At 58.6% G+C, this 14,323-nt stretch carries 14 protein-coding genes; 3 read left to right on the top strand and 11 right to left on the bottom strand.

Annotated features, from left to right (window positions below; all coding sequences use genetic code 11):
- Positions 1-24 precede the first annotated feature (24 nt).
- The 6 genes from HNR46_RS00665 to HNR46_RS00640 form a co-directional block, all read right to left on the bottom strand.
- On the bottom strand, positions 25-804 hold the full coding sequence (locus tag HNR46_RS00665; RefSeq protein ID WP_184014818.1) for a TatD family hydrolase: 780 nt from the start codon (positions 802-804) through the stop codon (positions 25-27).
- Between the two features lie 28 nt (positions 805-832).
- On the bottom strand, positions 833-1,291 hold the full coding sequence (locus HNR46_RS00660) for a RidA family protein (protein ID WP_184014816.1): 459 nt from the start codon (positions 1,289-1,291) through the stop codon (positions 833-835).
- Between the two features lie 72 nt (positions 1,292-1,363).
- A complete protein-coding gene (locus tag HNR46_RS00655; RefSeq protein WP_184014814.1) occupies positions 1,364-2,389 on the bottom strand; it encodes a M23 family metallopeptidase in 1,026 nt (341 codons plus the stop codon).
- Positions 2,390-2,399: 10 nt separating this feature from the next.
- Positions 2,400-2,876 (bottom strand): ubiquitin family protein, encoded by a 477-nt coding sequence (locus HNR46_RS00650; RefSeq protein WP_184014812.1) that lies wholly within the window; start codon positions 2,874-2,876, stop codon positions 2,400-2,402.
- A gap of 92 nt (positions 2,877-2,968) precedes the next feature.
- Entirely contained in the window at positions 2,969-3,928 is a 960-nt protein-coding gene (tal, locus tag HNR46_RS00645; RefSeq protein ID WP_184015289.1) for a transaldolase, read from the bottom strand.
- 162 nt (positions 3,929-4,090) lie between these two features.
- On the bottom strand, positions 4,091-5,584 hold the full coding sequence (locus HNR46_RS00640; RefSeq protein WP_184014811.1) for a prenyltransferase/squalene oxidase repeat-containing protein: 1,494 nt from the start codon (positions 5,582-5,584) through the stop codon (positions 4,091-4,093).
- A gap of 415 nt (positions 5,585-5,999) precedes the next feature.
- Here HNR46_RS00640 and HNR46_RS00635 point away from each other — a divergent pair, with 415 nt between their 5' ends.
- Complete coding sequence (locus tag HNR46_RS00635; RefSeq protein WP_184014809.1) at positions 6,000-6,404, top strand: hypothetical protein; 405 nt, start codon at positions 6,000-6,002, stop codon at positions 6,402-6,404.
- Between the two features lie 4 nt (positions 6,405-6,408).
- Here the strand turns inward: HNR46_RS00635 and HNR46_RS00630 are convergent, their stop codons facing one another.
- Positions 6,409-8,295, bottom strand: coding sequence for an ABC-F family ATP-binding cassette domain-containing protein (locus HNR46_RS00630; RefSeq protein ID WP_184014807.1), 1,887 nt, complete (start codon positions 8,293-8,295; stop codon positions 6,409-6,411).
- A 127-nt stretch (positions 8,296-8,422) separates the two neighbouring features.
- Between HNR46_RS00630 and HNR46_RS00625 the strand changes: the two genes are divergently transcribed.
- The gene (locus tag HNR46_RS00625) at positions 8,423-9,370 is read left to right on the top strand and encodes an arabinan endo-1,5-alpha-L-arabinosidase (RefSeq protein ID WP_221284942.1); all 948 of its coding nucleotides are present in this window, start codon (positions 8,423-8,425) and stop codon (positions 9,368-9,370) included.
- 23 nt (positions 9,371-9,393) lie between these two features.
- Here HNR46_RS00625 and HNR46_RS00620 read toward each other — a convergent pair whose 3' ends face one another.
- The 3 genes from HNR46_RS00620 to HNR46_RS00610 are packed head-to-tail and all read right to left on the bottom strand — an operon-like array spanning position 9,394 to position 11,639.
- Complete coding sequence (locus tag HNR46_RS00620; protein ID WP_184014803.1) at positions 9,394-10,470, bottom strand: peptidase M42; 1,077 nt, start codon at positions 10,468-10,470, stop codon at positions 9,394-9,396.
- 34 nt (positions 10,471-10,504) lie between these two features.
- Complete coding sequence (locus HNR46_RS00615; protein WP_184014801.1) at positions 10,505-11,071, bottom strand: acyloxyacyl hydrolase; 567 nt, start codon at positions 11,069-11,071, stop codon at positions 10,505-10,507.
- A gap of 52 nt (positions 11,072-11,123) precedes the next feature.
- On the bottom strand, positions 11,124-11,639 hold the full coding sequence (locus tag HNR46_RS00610; RefSeq protein WP_184014799.1) for a YbjN domain-containing protein: 516 nt from the start codon (positions 11,637-11,639) through the stop codon (positions 11,124-11,126).
- A 165-nt stretch (positions 11,640-11,804) separates the two neighbouring features.
- On the opposite strand from HNR46_RS00610, the gene HNR46_RS00605 reads away from it, so the two are divergent.
- On the top strand, positions 11,805-12,395 hold the full coding sequence (locus HNR46_RS00605; RefSeq protein WP_246417840.1) for a type II secretion system protein: 591 nt from the start codon (positions 11,805-11,807) through the stop codon (positions 12,393-12,395).
- 84 nt (positions 12,396-12,479) lie between these two features.
- Here the strand turns inward: HNR46_RS00605 and HNR46_RS00600 are convergent, their stop codons facing one another.
- Positions 12,480-14,204, bottom strand: a complete 1,725-nt coding sequence (locus HNR46_RS00600) for a hypothetical protein (protein WP_184014797.1) — start codon at positions 14,202-14,204, stop codon at positions 12,480-12,482.
- Positions 14,205-14,323 lie beyond the last annotated feature (119 nt).

Genomic DNA, 14,323 nt, shown 5'->3' with positions numbered 1-14,323 from the left:
TTTCGGGCATTTGCGAAACCTCTGTCATCCGATGGTGCCGAAGAAGCGGGTGGCATTCCGGTCGCAGAGAGCGATAAGATCGGAGCAAGGAAGATCGAGGCATCGGGCAAGGCCGGAGGCGACGGCGGGAAGGTTCGCCGGATGGTTGCGGGACTCGGGTAAGGGATGAGTGATCCACTCGGTGGGCGGTGTCATCGAGGGTGCATCAGTTTCGAGAAGCAGGCGGTCGGTGGGAATGTGCCGATAGGACTCCAGGACTTTGGCTTTGCGTGCGTGAAGGAAATACCCGGAGAAGGAGAAGAAGGCGCCCATTTTGGCCCATTGCCGCGCTTGCTGAGGAGATCCTCCAAAGGAATGGAGGAGAAATCCCGACGAAGGGGGTGCCTCCGCTTGGAGGGCTTGTTCAAGGGCGGGCCAGGCCTTGAGGGCATGGAGAGTGATGGGAAGCTCGCGTTCGCGGGCAATGGCCAGGTGAGGAAGCAGGATGTCGATTTGCTCATCCCATGTGACCCCATCCATCCATCCATCGACACCGCACTCTCCCACCGAAGCCTCAGGATGGAGATCGAGAAATCGACGGAGGGAGTCGAGCCAGCCTGGAGTTCGCTGGCTCAGATACCATGGGTGGAGACCGAATGCGGGTCGGATGAAACCAGGATGGCGCTGCGCGAGGGAGGAAACCGTCTCCCAGTCGGCTTCGGTGGTGCCGTTGACCACGCAGCCGGTGATGCCGGCTCGTTTCATGGTCTCGACGACGAGGTCAGGCCGATCGAATTGTTGGAGATGGTTGTGGACGTCGATCAATGAGCCGGTCGGGGATGGGGAGCGCGGGTTATTCGACTTCGACAATCATGTTGATTTCGACCGCGACGTTGAGCGGAAGGGCAGCGGCTCCGAGGGCGGTACGACTGTGCTTGCCGCGCTCACCAAAAACTTCGAGGAGGAATTCGGACGCGCCATTGACGACTTGGGGATGGCCAAAGAAGTCGGGCTCGGAATTGACGAAGCCGTTGAGGGCGACGATGCGCACGACTTGATCGAGAGAACCGATCTCGTCACGGATCACGGCGAGACGGTTGAGCATGATGATACGGGCACCCTCGGCGGCCTCCTCGGGGCTCACGTCAGTGGGGACTTTGCCGATGATTTTACGGTCGCCATCGATGGGGAGGCCTCCGGAAAGGAAGAGGAGATTGCCGCTGCGCACGCAATTGACATAGGCGGCGACAGGGGCGGGAACTTGGGGCAATTGGTAGCCGAGAGATTCGAGGTGGGAGAGGGTCTGGTCCATGGGTGCGTAGAATGAGATGGAATTTGAAAGTGAGCAATGGGGGGCGAGAGGCGGAGCGCTCTGCAAACATCCTCAGGGTTGGGCAAAGCTGCCGGTCACGAGGGAGACAAATTTGAGGCCGGAGTCAGTGAGTTGCGCGGAGCTGCCTTTTCCGGTGAGAAGTCCGCGGGTGGGATAGCGGTGAGGATCTCCTGAATCCCGGACGGCGGAGACGATGGGACGGGACACCTCCCGTTGGCAGGTGGCGATGCCGGTGGGCAGGCCGGTGGAGGTGAAGGAGATTTCCCAAGACGGGCTTGGAGCGGTGAGGTCACCGTAGGCCAGCCAGGGGTGGCGTTCGGCAAACTCAAGGGTGCCTTTGCGCGGAACGGTGACTTTGAAATAGGCCGGTTCCGAACGGACGAAAGCAGGAATGGTGAGGGTCGGGTTGGCGTGGTGGGCGAGCAGGAATTTGGCCACATCCATCCCGATGAGGTTCATGCCGTTGTAGTTGCCATGGTAGTTGGTTCCACCGCAGTAGCGCTTGAACCAACCATCGAAATGATCGCTCATCAGGAGCCCCATCTCGAGGTGGACGTGGGCGCGGGTGCGGTTGATGCCGACTCCGGTGTAACCCATTTGGCCCAGCACACTGCCCATTTTCACAGGGTCTCCCGGTTGGACGGTGGCTTTGGCAAGGTGAGCGTAGAGGCTGAAGACGGCGTGCCCCTGAGGGGAGATCGGATGGCTGACGACGATGTAGCGTCCGTAGTTGGAACGGCCGGGAACGTCGCTGACGTGGACGACCGTGCCGTCGGCGACGGACATGACGAGGTCGAGCGGATTGCCCGCCTTGTCCCGTTTCACGGGAGCGATGTCGATGCCTTCGTGAAACCGGAGCATGAAGACTTTGCCGTCCACCCTTACCGGGGTGCGAACGAGGCCCCATCCGCCACCTTCCCAGGGGCGCGTGGTTTCACCCTCGAAGGTGCGATCGACCCACATGTAGAACTTGTCCGGCTCATTGCGGAACAAGTGGTCATTTTCGGTGGGAAGGCTGTAGGTGACCGCCGGGGCGGCGATAGCGAGTCCAAGGAGGACGAAGAGCAATCGAAGCATGACCGAGACCTCAGGGTTTCTTTTTCTGAGAAATGCGAGGGAACTCCTCGTCGAGCATCTTGATCTCAGCTGAGGAGAGGCCCTTCCAGATGACGAGTTCACCGTCGTCGATTTGGCGATCGATCATGACGCCATCGACGACGCGTCCATTGACGCGGGCGAGCATCCAGCGGCCCTGATTGGCCGCAGTGATGGCCGTGAGGCGGGTTTTGGATCCGGGTTTGAGTCGGATCAGCACACCATAGCCGGCTCCGTCCTGGGAGGGGAAAGGATTGAAGGCGGCAATATCGCGGGTGCTGATGTCAGGCACTCGGCTGAAGGTGCGTTTCTCGCCGCCGACGAATTGAGTGAAGGCCATCTTCGGATTCTCCCCAGGATTGGTCTCCATGTGGAAGACGATGTTGCTTTTTTGGTCGCGCTTGCCGCCCGCAGAACACGGCAGGACCAGTCCAAGAAGCAGCGGAAGCATCAGCAGGAGCGTTCGCATGCCCGCGACTGTGCCGGGATTGAGTCGGAAGGAAATGAAAAAGCCGCCGCGATCTCGCGGCGGCTCAGGGAAATCCGATGGATATCGAACGATCAGAGCATGGACTTCACCAAGTCCTCTAGCTTGACGATGTCTGCGGCGAAGGCGCGGATGCCCTGGGCGAGTTTCTCGGTGGCCATGGCATCTTCGTTCAGGGCGAAGCGGAAGGTCTTTTCGTCGAAGGTGACCTTGTCGAGGTCCGCATCGGCGGAAGCTTCGGGAGAGAGTGCCCGCTCGAGGGGTTCGACGGTTTCGCTGAGGGTCTTCAGCAACCCAGGGCTGATGGTCAGCAAATCGCAACCAGCCAAGCAGGTGATTTCGCTGGTGTTGCGGAAAGACGCGCCCATGACTTCGGTCTTGTAGCCGAATTTTTTGTAGTAGGTGTAGATCTGGCGAACTGATTGCACCCCTGGATCTTCGTCACCTTGGTAGTCTTTGCCGGTCGAGGCTTTGTACCAGTCGAGGATGCGACCCACGAAGGGTGAGATGAGTTGGACTCCTGCTTCGGCGCAGGCGACTGCCTGGCAGAAGGAGAACAAGAGGGTGAGATTGCAGTGGATGCCGTCCTTTTCGAGAACCTCGGCGGCGCAGATGCCTTCCCAAGTGGAGGCGATCTTGATGAGCACACGGTCGCGGGAAATGCCTTCTTTTTCGTAGGCGGCGATGAGTTCGCGGGCCTTCGCGATGGTGGCATCGGTATCGAAGGAAAGGCGGGCGTCAACTTCCGTCGAGACGCGACCGGGAACAATCTTGAGGATTTCCAGGCCGAAGAGAATCAGGATGCGGTCAAGGATGGCCTCCAATAGGGCGTCGCCTGAAAGACCGGAGTCTTTTGTTTCGGAAACGGCTTTTTCGACGAGGTGGCGATATTCTTCCTTCGCAGCAGCTTGGAGGATGAGCGACGGATTGGTGGTCGCGTCCTGAGGCTGGTAGGCCTTCATGGACTCAAAGTCCCCGGTATCGGCGACCACGGTGGTAAATTGCTTCAGTTGGTCGAGTTGGCTCTGGCTCATGTCCGGCAGGACGTAGGCTGGATTGGACGGGGTGGCGAGGGGAAATCCTGACAATCGATGAAATCGATCGATGAACTCCATGAAAGGTTTCGTGGTGCAAAAAATCGGCCCTGCCGGAAGGCAGGGCCGAGAAAGACGCGGTTTGAGCCGAGACGCTGGAGATCAGTGGCCTTCTCCCGTGGCGGGAAGGAACCGATAATAGGATTCCAGCATCAGCACGCAGAGGCAGGTGCGGTAGTGGCGATCCCCGTAGGAATCGGCCGCGTGGGCATCGTTCTTGCCACCGCCAGGAACTTTCCAGGAGCCATCCTGTTCCTGTCCGCCGAGGACCTGGTCACGGAACATGGCATTGTAGGCCTTCCAGTCTTCGCCGCCACGGGCAATCATTGCCTGGCTTTCGTAATAGTGAGCGTAAAGGTCGGCGCGCACGCCGTTGTAATCGAACTTGGAGTTCTGGCGGATGTATTTGGCGCCATTGCGCACCTCCGACACGGAAGGCTTGCCCCACATTTGGAAGGCCAGCATGCCGGCTCCGGTGAGGGTGGCGTAGCCCGAAGGAGTGCGATGGGCTTCGCTCGGACGATAGCCAAAGCCTCCCTCGCCTTTGATCTGGCAGCTGGCGACGTAATCGAGGGCCTTGCGCATGGCGCGGTCCATGTTTTTGAAGTCGATGCCGGTGTGCTTGCAGGCCTTGAGGGCTTGAATTTGCCAAGCGGAAACCGAGAGGTCGCCGCCTCGGTCATTATCGATGTTGTAGCCGTAATCCCATCCGCCCGAGCGCTCGTGCTGGTGGTCGATGATGAATTGACCGGCTTTCTGGGCGATTTCGGAAAGATTCGGAACATTGATGCCCAGTTGGCTGCAGAAGGTCGCGGATTCGCCGATGGCATAGGTGGCGATGGCGTGTTCGTAGGGCTGTGGATTGACTTCGCCCGAAATGTTAAGGCGACCATTTTGCTTCATGCCGAGGTCGACCAACCAGGTAATGCCCTTGAGCACGGTGTCGCCGTATTTCTCTGAGAGGGGCGTTTCGCAGTGCCCGAGGAAGGCGAGGATCGCGAAGCCGGTGTCGGAGGACTTGTATTTTCCACCCCAGGAGCCATCGGCGTGTTGGGTGTTCTTCAGCCAATCGAGACCTTTGACGACGGCATCTTCGCACTGGGGAGTGCCACCGCTCTCGGTAAGACGCTGCATCCGGTCTTCCGGGGAGCAACGCTTGGCCATGGTGGCTGGAATGGCACCGAAGCCACCACCGCCTCCATCGCCACCGCTACCCCAACCATCGCCGAAGTCATCGCCATTGCCAAAATCAAGGGATGGCTCGGGGATATCGATTTCCGGAACGGGCACCGCCGTGGGGGAGGTGGTGTTCGCGGCAATGACGCGAGACATCGCGGAGGAGGGTGCCGAAGGTTTGCGTTCGACGCTGTTGGTCAGCTTCTTGGACTCCACTTTTTCCTCGGTATTGGCATTGCTCTGATAGCTGACAATCACCTGAGACTCCTTGAGCAGCGGAGGAAGAAGGATGAAGGCAAGAACCAAGCCCACTAGAACCAACACCAGCACCGAGATGATGATGGAGGAAATCGTGGAATTGCGACGTTGGGCCTGAAGCCGCGCCTGGGCTTCGGGACTCAATTGGGCATGGAGACTCATGGATGCAAAAGCAGGAAGGACATTTCCGTGACGGCGCCACGGTGCCAATCGGCAATGAGAAAATTAGTGGTCCAGAGTGGGATGACCAGTCCAAAAAGTGGCACTTCAGGGGTCAAAAAGCCAGAAATGATGGGGATTTCCGGTCGTGAGGAAGGAGAAACCATGGGACAGGAGAGGGAGGGAACCTCCTGCGGAATTCGCGAGCAAAGACCTCCGCGCGGCCGAAGGGGGGGGGGCGGCAGAAATCATGGCGATTTCCAAAGGGTTCCATGGGTGGGGAACCTGACGGGGCGCGAAGTCCGTGGTTTTCGGTGCGAAAGAGGAAAGAGGGCGCCGTCGAGGGGAGGGGTGAAGAGTTTCGTACATCGACATGCGCTCCTTGGTTCTGGATCTTGCAGAGACTTCAAACCGAGGGATGAGGAAAAGAACGGCTCAAATTCTGGGATGGGGAACGGTGGCGATCTTCGTGACTCTGGCGGGCTGGGTCGTTTGGGAACCGATGCCGCCGCTCCGCGGGGCCGATCAATTGAGTAACGTTGAGCTTCGGGCGGTGAAGAGTTACCTGGAAATCCATCCTCCCAAACGGCGGCCACTAACGTGGTCGTTGATTCAAGCCCGCCTGACAGATCTCTACCGGCGACGAAGTCCGGCACCCTTTGGAGTGGTTCCCATGGACTTCAGCGATGGAACCCGGACGCTTTACCTCGCTTACCCATCCTCGGACCAAGACGTCCACCTGGAAGTCTTGGAGAGGGGGGACTGGAGGATCATCGACGCATCAGGCAAAGTGGCCCTGTTGGGCCGTCTGTTCCAGCCCTGACCGGTTAGGCCCGGGCCTCCAGGTCTTCCCATCGCTGATAGAGCCGGGCAACCTCAGCTTGGGCTTGCTCCAACTTGGCGGAGATGGCGGGGAGTTGGTCGTAGTGCTCCGCCTGAAAGGCAGGATCATTCAGTTGAGCTTCAAAACCTGCGGCGGTTTCTTCGGCCTGAAGGATGATGTCTTCGATGCCGTCGAGCTCCATTCGTTCGGCCATGGTCAGTTTCCGCGGCTTGGCAGAAGGTTGATCGGCAGCTTTGCGGCGAGCTTCGGCTTCCCGTGCCGCCGCTTGGGCTTGGGCGCGATGGATGGCTTCGCGCTGCTGACGTTTCTCTAGATAGTAAGAGTAGTTTCCCGGAGTGACATGGAGACCGTCATCTTCAAAGGCGAGGATGCGATCACACACCCGATCGAGGAAATAGCGATCGTGGGAGACGACAAGAGTGGTGCCTTCGAAGTCGGCGATGGCCTCCTCCAACATGCGCAAGGAGGGCAAATCGAGATCGTTGGTGGGTTCGTCGAGAACCAGCAGGTTGCCGCCGGTTTTGAGGACCTTGGCGAGCATCAGCCGAGCGCGCTCGCCACCAGAAAGCAGGTCGACCCGTTCGTTGATGCGATCGTCGGAAAACAGGAATCGACGCAAGTAGCCGCGAGCGCCGATGAGCTGATCGCCAAAGTGGAGCTTCTCGTTGCCTTCCGATACTTCATCGAGAAGCGATCCTGCGCCATTGAGGATCATGCGGGATTGGTCGATGTAATTGACTTTCACTCGCTTGCCCACCTCGGCCTGGCCTTCGGTGGGTTCGATCTGTCCTAGGCAGAGTTTGAGAAGGGTGGTTTTGCCGACTCCATTTCGCCCGACAATGCCGGTGCATTCGCCCGCTCGGAGTGAGAGGGTCAGGTGCCGGAAGAGCCAGCGAGGGGATGTCGCGGTTCCGACATTGATGCCCGCATCCTCCAGCTCAATGACTTTGTCACCCAGTCGGGGAGGCGGAGGAATGAGCAAGTCCATTTCGCGTTCCTCCGGTGGAGCTTCAATGCCTTCGATCTCGTAGAACTTGTCGAGCCGATGGCGGGACTTGGTGGTGCGGGCTTTGACACCGGCTCGGACCCATTCGAGCTCTTCTCTCAGGAAACGTTGACGGCGGCGTTCGGTTTGCTCGGCGATTTGTTGCCGGATCGCCTTGGACTCAAGGAAAGCCGTGTAGTTGCCGGGATGGGAGTAGGCTTTTCCAAGGTCGATTTCGATGATGCGGGTGGCGATGACATCGAGGAAATAGCGATCGTGAGTGACGAAGATGACGGCTCCGGAATAGGTCTTTAGGAAGTCTTCGAGCCAGCGGATCGAATCGGCATCGAGGTGGTTGGTGGGCTCATCCAGCAGGAGCAGGTCGGGTTGGGAAGCGAGGGCACGGCAGAGCGCGACCCGACGTTTTTCTCCTCCCGAAAGAGGCCCAGTTTCGGCTTCCAATGGAGGGGTGCCAAGGGCGTTGGCAAGCGATTGGATCCGAGCGTCGAGGTTCCAACCATCGGCGTGATCGATGAGATGGAGCAGGTTGGCAAGCTCGGCTTCGGAGCCGTCGCCCGTTTCATAGCGTCGGATCGCATCGACGAGGTCTTGGGCTCCCGCCGAGATGTTTTCGTGAACCGATTTCTCCGGATCCAGTTCGAACTCTTGAGGAAGATAGCCGACGCGGAGTTGGCGTTGCAGGGCGATGTCGCCGGAGTCGGCCGCATTTTGGCCCGCCAGGATTTTGAGGAGGGAGGTCTTGCCGCACCCATTGCGACCGACGAGACCGACTTTTTCGCCCGCCTCGACGGCGAGCGTCACCCCATCGAGAAGTGTCTGGTAACCGTAGGCGAGGCGGATTTCGTTGGCGGAGAGAAGCGACATGGATCGGCGTGATGAGGAGGGGAGAGAGGTCGCTTGGCAATGGTTTAGTGGTGGCGGGGCCGGGAAGCTGATTTCCTGGTGGGGATTTCATGAAACCTTTCCTGTTCGGCGAACGTTTGGTGCGGGGATGATGAAGTGCGCTTTCCTGATGGGAGTTTTGAGTCTGAATGGAGTTCAGGCTCAAAATTCGTGGCAGCGAGTACCGCGGGTTCATGATCCATCGACGGTGGTTCGGGAGCGTGGTGATGCCTGGTGCTTTACGACCGGCAATGGCATTGGTGTGTTGAAGCAGGACGGAAAAGAGTGGAGTTTCGCTGGGACCGTTTTTCCGCAGGACGAAATGCCTGCCTGGCATCGGGAATTGGTTCCGGGAAATGAAGGGCACCTATGGGCTCCCGATGTGATCGAATCGAAACACGGGTGGTGGTTGTATTATTCGGTATCGACCTTTGGGAAAAACCAGTCGGCGATTGGGCTGGCGAGCCGTCGCCACCTCGGTGCAGGAACCGACGAAGAGCCTTGGAAAGACGAAGGCGTGGTGATCACTTCAGGCTCGGGAGATCGGTTCAATGCCATCGATCCCGCGGTGATTGAAACGGGGAATGAACTCTGGATGAGCTTCGGGAGTTTTTGGGACGGAATTCAGTTGGTTGAATTGGATAGGGAAACTGGGTTGAGAAAGCACCCCGATCGCCCCTCCTATTCCCTGGCAAATGCGCCGGAGATCGAGGCCCCATTCATCCATGAAGAATCGGGTTGGTACTATTTGTTTGTGAACTGGGGAAAATGCTGTCGCGGGGTGGATAGCACCTATGAAATCCGAGTGGGTCGAAGCAAGAAGATCACCGGGCCCTATCTGGATCAGGACGGCACGCCGATGACCCAAGGAGGGGGAAGTTTGGTGCTCGGGACTCGCGGCCGGTACATCGGGCCGGGACACGCCTCCATTTTGGAGAAAAGCCGTCGGCAGTGGTTGGTCCACCACTACTACGATGGTGAGGACCGAGGTCGTTCCAAGCTACGGTTGCTTCCACTGGTTTGGAAAGAGGGTTGGCCAGTGGTGGAAGATGCTTGAGAGGGGGACTCACCGTTTCCACTTCAGTCCCACGCCCGCGAAGGCGCGTTGAGGTAGGTGGAAAGGAGCTGAATGGCGGCCCGAATGGAGGCGAATGAGGCGGTTTCTCGGGTGGTATGATAGCCCGTGGTGGGGATCTGGAGAGTGGTTCCAGTGATGCATCCGCCAGTGGCGGCGACGAGTCGGCCCAACTCGGTTCTGCCCAAGGAAAGGGGTTTGGAACGTTCCAAGTTCTGGTTCTCGATCCACGTGTCCTTGAAGGATGTGGAAATGGTGAGCCGGTGGGCGATGCGGGCGATTTCTTCAGTAAAGCCGGGATCGAAGGAGGCGGTGGCGTCCTTCCAGCGGAGGACGATCTCTTGTTCCGAGGCCGCCTCGGGGGTGGGGTAGGGGCTCGTATCGAGAACCAGCAGACGGCGCGTCGAAATCGACTGCCGCTGAAACCAGGCGAGGGCATAGCGCCAGCTGCGCGCGGCTTCTTCCTGGGCCGTGAAGAGAGCCGTGCCTTGGAATCCCAGCCGGAAGAGATGGAGAATGAGGGCCACGCTTAGCACGTTGTCGAGCTGGGCCGAAAGGTGAGTGTCGGTCGTTTGAAGTCGATCGAGAAAGGATACAGGAGAGCCGGGTTGAAGGAACTCAAGTCCGTTGATCTCGAAAATGAGGTTGTGGCGCTTGGGGCAATGGAAGCTGTTGGAGATGACTCCTTGGCCCAGGTAGGTGCCGGTGTAGGGCATGTGAGCTTGGACCCGCTGGCCGTCAAAGCGCCCGGCGATGGAAGCCATCATTTGCTCCGAAACTGAGTCGCCAGACAGTTCTCCGCGGTTGCCCGCGATGAAGGCCGCGTATTGAAACTCATTGGGCCCCGTGCAGAGGAGCCCATGACGGTCGACGTGGGCGGAGAGGATCAACGAATCGGGCTCGCTGCCTTGGGCGACCAGGATGCCCAAGTGACGTTCGACGCGAATGTCGAGTTCCTCCAATTCCCGCCGCAGGACCCGGAAGAACGAGTCCTCTGTGCCCACCACCGAGGGTTCGCGAACCAGATGACGGAGCGTCTCTAGAAATCCAGGGAGGTCGATCGGATCGGCGGAGCTGCTCATGGGAAATCAGGCGCGCCGGCACTTCGGCGCTTGGCTAGAATCGGTAGCCGAGACCGACGGTGAAACCGAGGGCATCGATCCCGGGATTGGGTGAGGTTTGCCCTCCGTTGGAATGGTGGACAAAATAGGCCCCACCGAGGAGCGATAGGCATTCGGTGAGTTCTTGGCGCAATCCAAGGTTAGCGAACCAATTCAAGGTGAAATCCTGACCCTGCCCGCCGGGAACGCGAGTCGAATCGGTGAGGCCCAGCCCGCCACCGATTGAGAAAAACGCAGAGGTGGTGGAGCCGGGAAACCAATATTCAACCGAAGGCGCACCTGATATTCCCAGATAGCCGGTTTCCGGCCCGACGGTGAAGTATTCCATCATCAATGAGTAGCGTCCACGGACAATGAGGCGTGCCCCATCCTCCCCTTCCCACCAGAAAAGCTGGGCCGGAGTCCGGAAGGTGAGCTGAGTGGGGACGATCTCGTAGTCGATCGAAGTGTTGTGACCGATGTTCCAGAGGTATCCGGTTTCGGTCGTGATTTCCCAAGTATCCGAAGGATGATCCGCGAAGGCGGCGATGGGAAAAATCAGAAGGAGCGACAGAAGTTTCATTGAGAGAGGGCGGGATCGAGTGACGAATAAAATGGGGGGAGTGGCCCGCAGCTCAAGGAAGATCATCTTCGTCGCCGGGAACCGGAGGAATCAGGTCCTCGCGCTGCAGGAGACGCTGGAGGTCGAGATCGTCGAGAAGGTCCTCCGGCGTGCGCACGACGGTCACGGCGTAGGGGGAGAGGCGATCGAGTTCAGCGACGGTGCAGTGGACCATGGAAGTGATGATGTCGGCGTCATACTTCTCGCGGTCGAAGAGGTTGGTGATTCGAAAGACCAATCGGTTGCGATCGAGGTCGAATTCGAAGCCTCCCAAATTGAGGGATTTGTTGGCGCGGGCGAGGAGTTCGAGAATGGCCGCTTGGTGGCTTTCTTGCACCGGCAGGGAGGCTTCTCCTATGATCGCAAGAGCATTCATCGGGGCGTAGGCTTGGGCGATGAGCTCGATCCGGGTATGGTGACCGGAAAAAACAGCACGGAGGACATCTTTGCCTTCGACGGGTTCACAGTGCCAGCCTTGGCGTCCGAAGGCGTCTTCGACGGAAAGAATCTGCAGGGAAGGTGGTCGCATGGCGGAAGCTTGGGGAAAGGAATTCGCCAAGGAAACCGCAAATCGTGAACGAAGAAGGAAGCAATCGCCTGAGGGCTTGCGATCCCCAGCGAGCAGGTCTAGCTTGCGCCTATCTCAAGCCGCTCGTGAATCGAGTGGGCGACGACGAATCCCAAAAAACCTGCGATGATGACCCAAAAATCCCACCCGTCCCTACGACGCGGTTTCACCCTGATCGAACTTCTCGTGGTGATCTCGATTGTGGCCGTTCTGGCTGCGATGAGCTTTGCCGGTGTGACGGCAGCGATGAAAAAGACGCGCACGGTCCAGTCCCAAACCCTCGCCACGGGACTTGAGAAGGCGGTGAATGATTTCTACAACGATTACAACCGGCTGCCTGACTTCACCCAAGACGAGATCAAGACCGATACTTCGCAAGGTGAAGACCTTTTGAAAATTCTCATGGCGGAAGAGGACGGCCAACGTGACCTCGATAACAGCCGTAAGAACCGCTATTTCGACCCGCAAGAAGGCAAAGGCAACAAGGGAGGCGTCATTCGCAGCAAGACCGGAGATCGTGGTCCGAAAGCCCTCTTTGATGCTTTTGGCAACCCATTCACGGTGGTGCTGAACCTCGACTATGAGGACGAACTGCGCTTCTCCATGGGCGGCAAGCAATACCGTCTGCGGGGCAAGCAAGTCGCCGTCTATTCGCCTGGTGCGGATGGCGAAGAAGGCACCTCCGATGACGTGGTGACCTTCACCAAGCAAAACTGATCAGCGGATTGCTCTAGAAGCAATCACGGCCTATGACTTTCGATCCCCGGTGGGTGCGCCCGCCGGGGTTTTTTGTGCCACCGATCAATGGAAGAGCGAGTCGATACCCATGGCCGATTTCCGCAGAAACTTCGGCACGTCCTGCTTCCGGCGTGGTTTGAAGGCACGGTAAATGAACCCGAGGAGGTGAAGGGTGAAGACGTGGTCGATGATGCGGTAGCCTCTCTTCTTTCGCAGGAGCAACCCGGTCATCCATCCGAGAGTGCGACGTTTCACTCGGAACGGCTGGAAGGAGAGCTTGATGCGATAGCGCTGCCGCACGGTCTTTGGCCAGCGCTTCTTGTAGGCGGACTTGGCCACGCGGAGTTCGCTGACGATCTCTTCCTCAAAGGGAAGAAAATAGTAACGGCGAGCGAGGCAGAGGAGTCCGCACAGGTCTCGCCAATGCTCGAGATCGTCGACCGGTAAGTCCGCGCGGCGGGCGAGTTCGACCATTCGGGGAAAGAGAGCAAAGGCCGCTTCTCCTTCGCGCAGCGCTCGCTCGGGATCTCGGACCAGATGGCGGAGGATCTTGCGTACGGGATGATTGATGAACAAGCAGTCCCAGTAGAGATGAATGAGAGGAGGGATGCGGACCCTGCGGAAGAAGAGCTTCTGGGAAGCGAACTCCCGCACATACATCAAATCGCGAACCACGGTTTCGGCATGTCGGACCAGCTCAATCACCTCCGCAGCCCGCTCGACGCCGAAGTGATGGCGAATCACTTCGTCCGTAGTTTGGCCTTCACCAAGAATGCCATGGATCAGATGGGTATTGAGCCGAATCCACGTGTCGTCTCCCGCCTCGGGAAGGAAGGCGAGACGTCGGAAGCGATGCCAACCACCGGTTTGGCACCAGGTGGAGAAGCCAACAAGGTTCTCGGCTTGCTTCAGCTCGGCGGCGAAACGTTCGCAGTCCGTGCCTATGGGACAAGGGAACTCGCCAGCCCCTTCGTACTCCCTCCTGGCTTGGAACTCGATGATCTTGGGGTGAGGAATTCTGAAGAAAGCACGATTGAGCGGGAGATAACGGAAGAAATCGCTCTCGCCGTATTTCATGGAGACGATGAAATGGGGGGAATCGAGCCCCTCTAGCGTCCGAGCAAGCGTCCGCCGGTGCCAAATGAGGTCCCCCACACGATAGGCGCCCACCGTCCAAGTCCTTAGGATCAAACGCCGTTGATACTTTTCGGCGAGCGGAACCAGTGCCCGCAAAAGGCGATTGGTATGATCCGGCGTGGTGAGGTGGAGACGGGTGCGGATCGGGTCGCGCACATCATTGCCATCGCTTTCCCCCATGCGGAGGATCAATCCGTCCACCTGAGGGAAATCCGAAAAGATCTGCTCGACCAGTTCGGCGTAATAGGCGTCGAGAGCCGCCCGGTCCCGGCCGAGGCTCACCTCTAGCCGTGGAGTCAGAGGTAGGATGTCCGAAGTGAGGTAGATCCCAAGGCCGGATGCGCGCACCAAATCGAAGAGTCGCGAGAATTCTTCCCGGAAGGCATCAATGCGCGCCGCCACATCGTCCTCATGCAGAGGATGGCGAGCGAGGTGGCTCAAATCGTCGAGGGTGATGGCGGTGTAGCCGATGCGACGCACTTCGTGGCAAAAGTGTGTCAGATCCGCCCGAATACGCGTCCACTGAGCCTCGCGATCGGGACCGAAAGTCTGGAGGTGTTCGAAAGGGATTTTGGACCAGTTGATCCGGGATTTTTCGTATCCTCGGAAGAAAGGCCCGATGGCATCAATGAGTCTCAGGCTGGGCGGCATGGAAACTGCCTATGTGGTTCAAGATCGGGACCCTTGCAAAGCGGTCGAAGTTGGCAGGATCGTCACATCCTGCGATTCGCATCGCGAGGCTTGGCGAACGATCAAAAGCGTGATTTTTT

Source organism: Haloferula luteola (assembly GCF_014201715.1).
GTDB lineage: Bacteria > Verrucomicrobiota > Verrucomicrobiia > Verrucomicrobiales > Akkermansiaceae > Haloferula > Haloferula luteola.
This window is presented reverse-complemented; position numbering and strand designations above follow the sequence as displayed.

Excerpts from the sequence above, each read along its gene's own strand:
- HNR46_RS00625 (WP_221284942.1), top strand. The coding sequence starts at position 8,423 with ATGATGAAGTGCGCTTTCCTGATGGGAGTTTTGAGTCTGAATGGAGTT.
- HNR46_RS00650 (WP_184014812.1), bottom strand. The coding sequence starts at position 2,876 with ATGCGAACGCTCCTGCTGATGCTTCCGCTGCTTCTTGGACTGGTCCTG.
- HNR46_RS00620 (WP_184014803.1), bottom strand. The coding sequence starts at position 10,470 with ATGAGCAGCTCCGCCGATCCGATCGACCTCCCTGGATTTCTAGAGACG.
- HNR46_RS00660 (WP_184014816.1), bottom strand. The coding sequence starts at position 1,291 with ATGGACCAGACCCTCTCCCACCTCGAATCTCTCGGCTACCAATTGCCC.
- HNR46_RS00635 (WP_184014809.1), top strand. The coding sequence starts at position 6,000 with ATGAGGAAAAGAACGGCTCAAATTCTGGGATGGGGAACGGTGGCGATC.
- tal (WP_184015289.1), bottom strand. The coding sequence starts at position 3,928 with ATGAGCCAGAGCCAACTCGACCAACTGAAGCAATTTACCACCGTGGTC.
- HNR46_RS00615 (WP_184014801.1), bottom strand. The coding sequence starts at position 11,071 with ATGAAACTTCTGTCGCTCCTTCTGATTTTTCCCATCGCCGCCTTCGCG.
- HNR46_RS00640 (WP_184014811.1), bottom strand. The coding sequence starts at position 5,584 with ATGAGTCTCCATGCCCAATTGAGTCCCGAAGCCCAGGCGCGGCTTCAG.
- HNR46_RS00610 (WP_184014799.1), bottom strand. The coding sequence starts at position 11,639 with ATGCGACCACCTTCCCTGCAGATTCTTTCCGTCGAAGACGCCTTCGGA.
- HNR46_RS00630 (WP_184014807.1), bottom strand. The coding sequence starts at position 8,295 with ATGTCGCTTCTCTCCGCCAACGAAATCCGCCTCGCCTACGGTTACCAG.
- HNR46_RS00605 (WP_246417840.1), top strand. The coding sequence starts at position 11,805 with ATGATGACCCAAAAATCCCACCCGTCCCTACGACGCGGTTTCACCCTG.
- HNR46_RS00600 (WP_184014797.1), bottom strand. The coding sequence starts at position 14,204 with ATGCCGCCCAGCCTGAGACTCATTGATGCCATCGGGCCTTTCTTCCGA.
- HNR46_RS00655 (WP_184014814.1), bottom strand. The coding sequence starts at position 2,389 with ATGCTTCGATTGCTCTTCGTCCTCCTTGGACTCGCTATCGCCGCCCCG.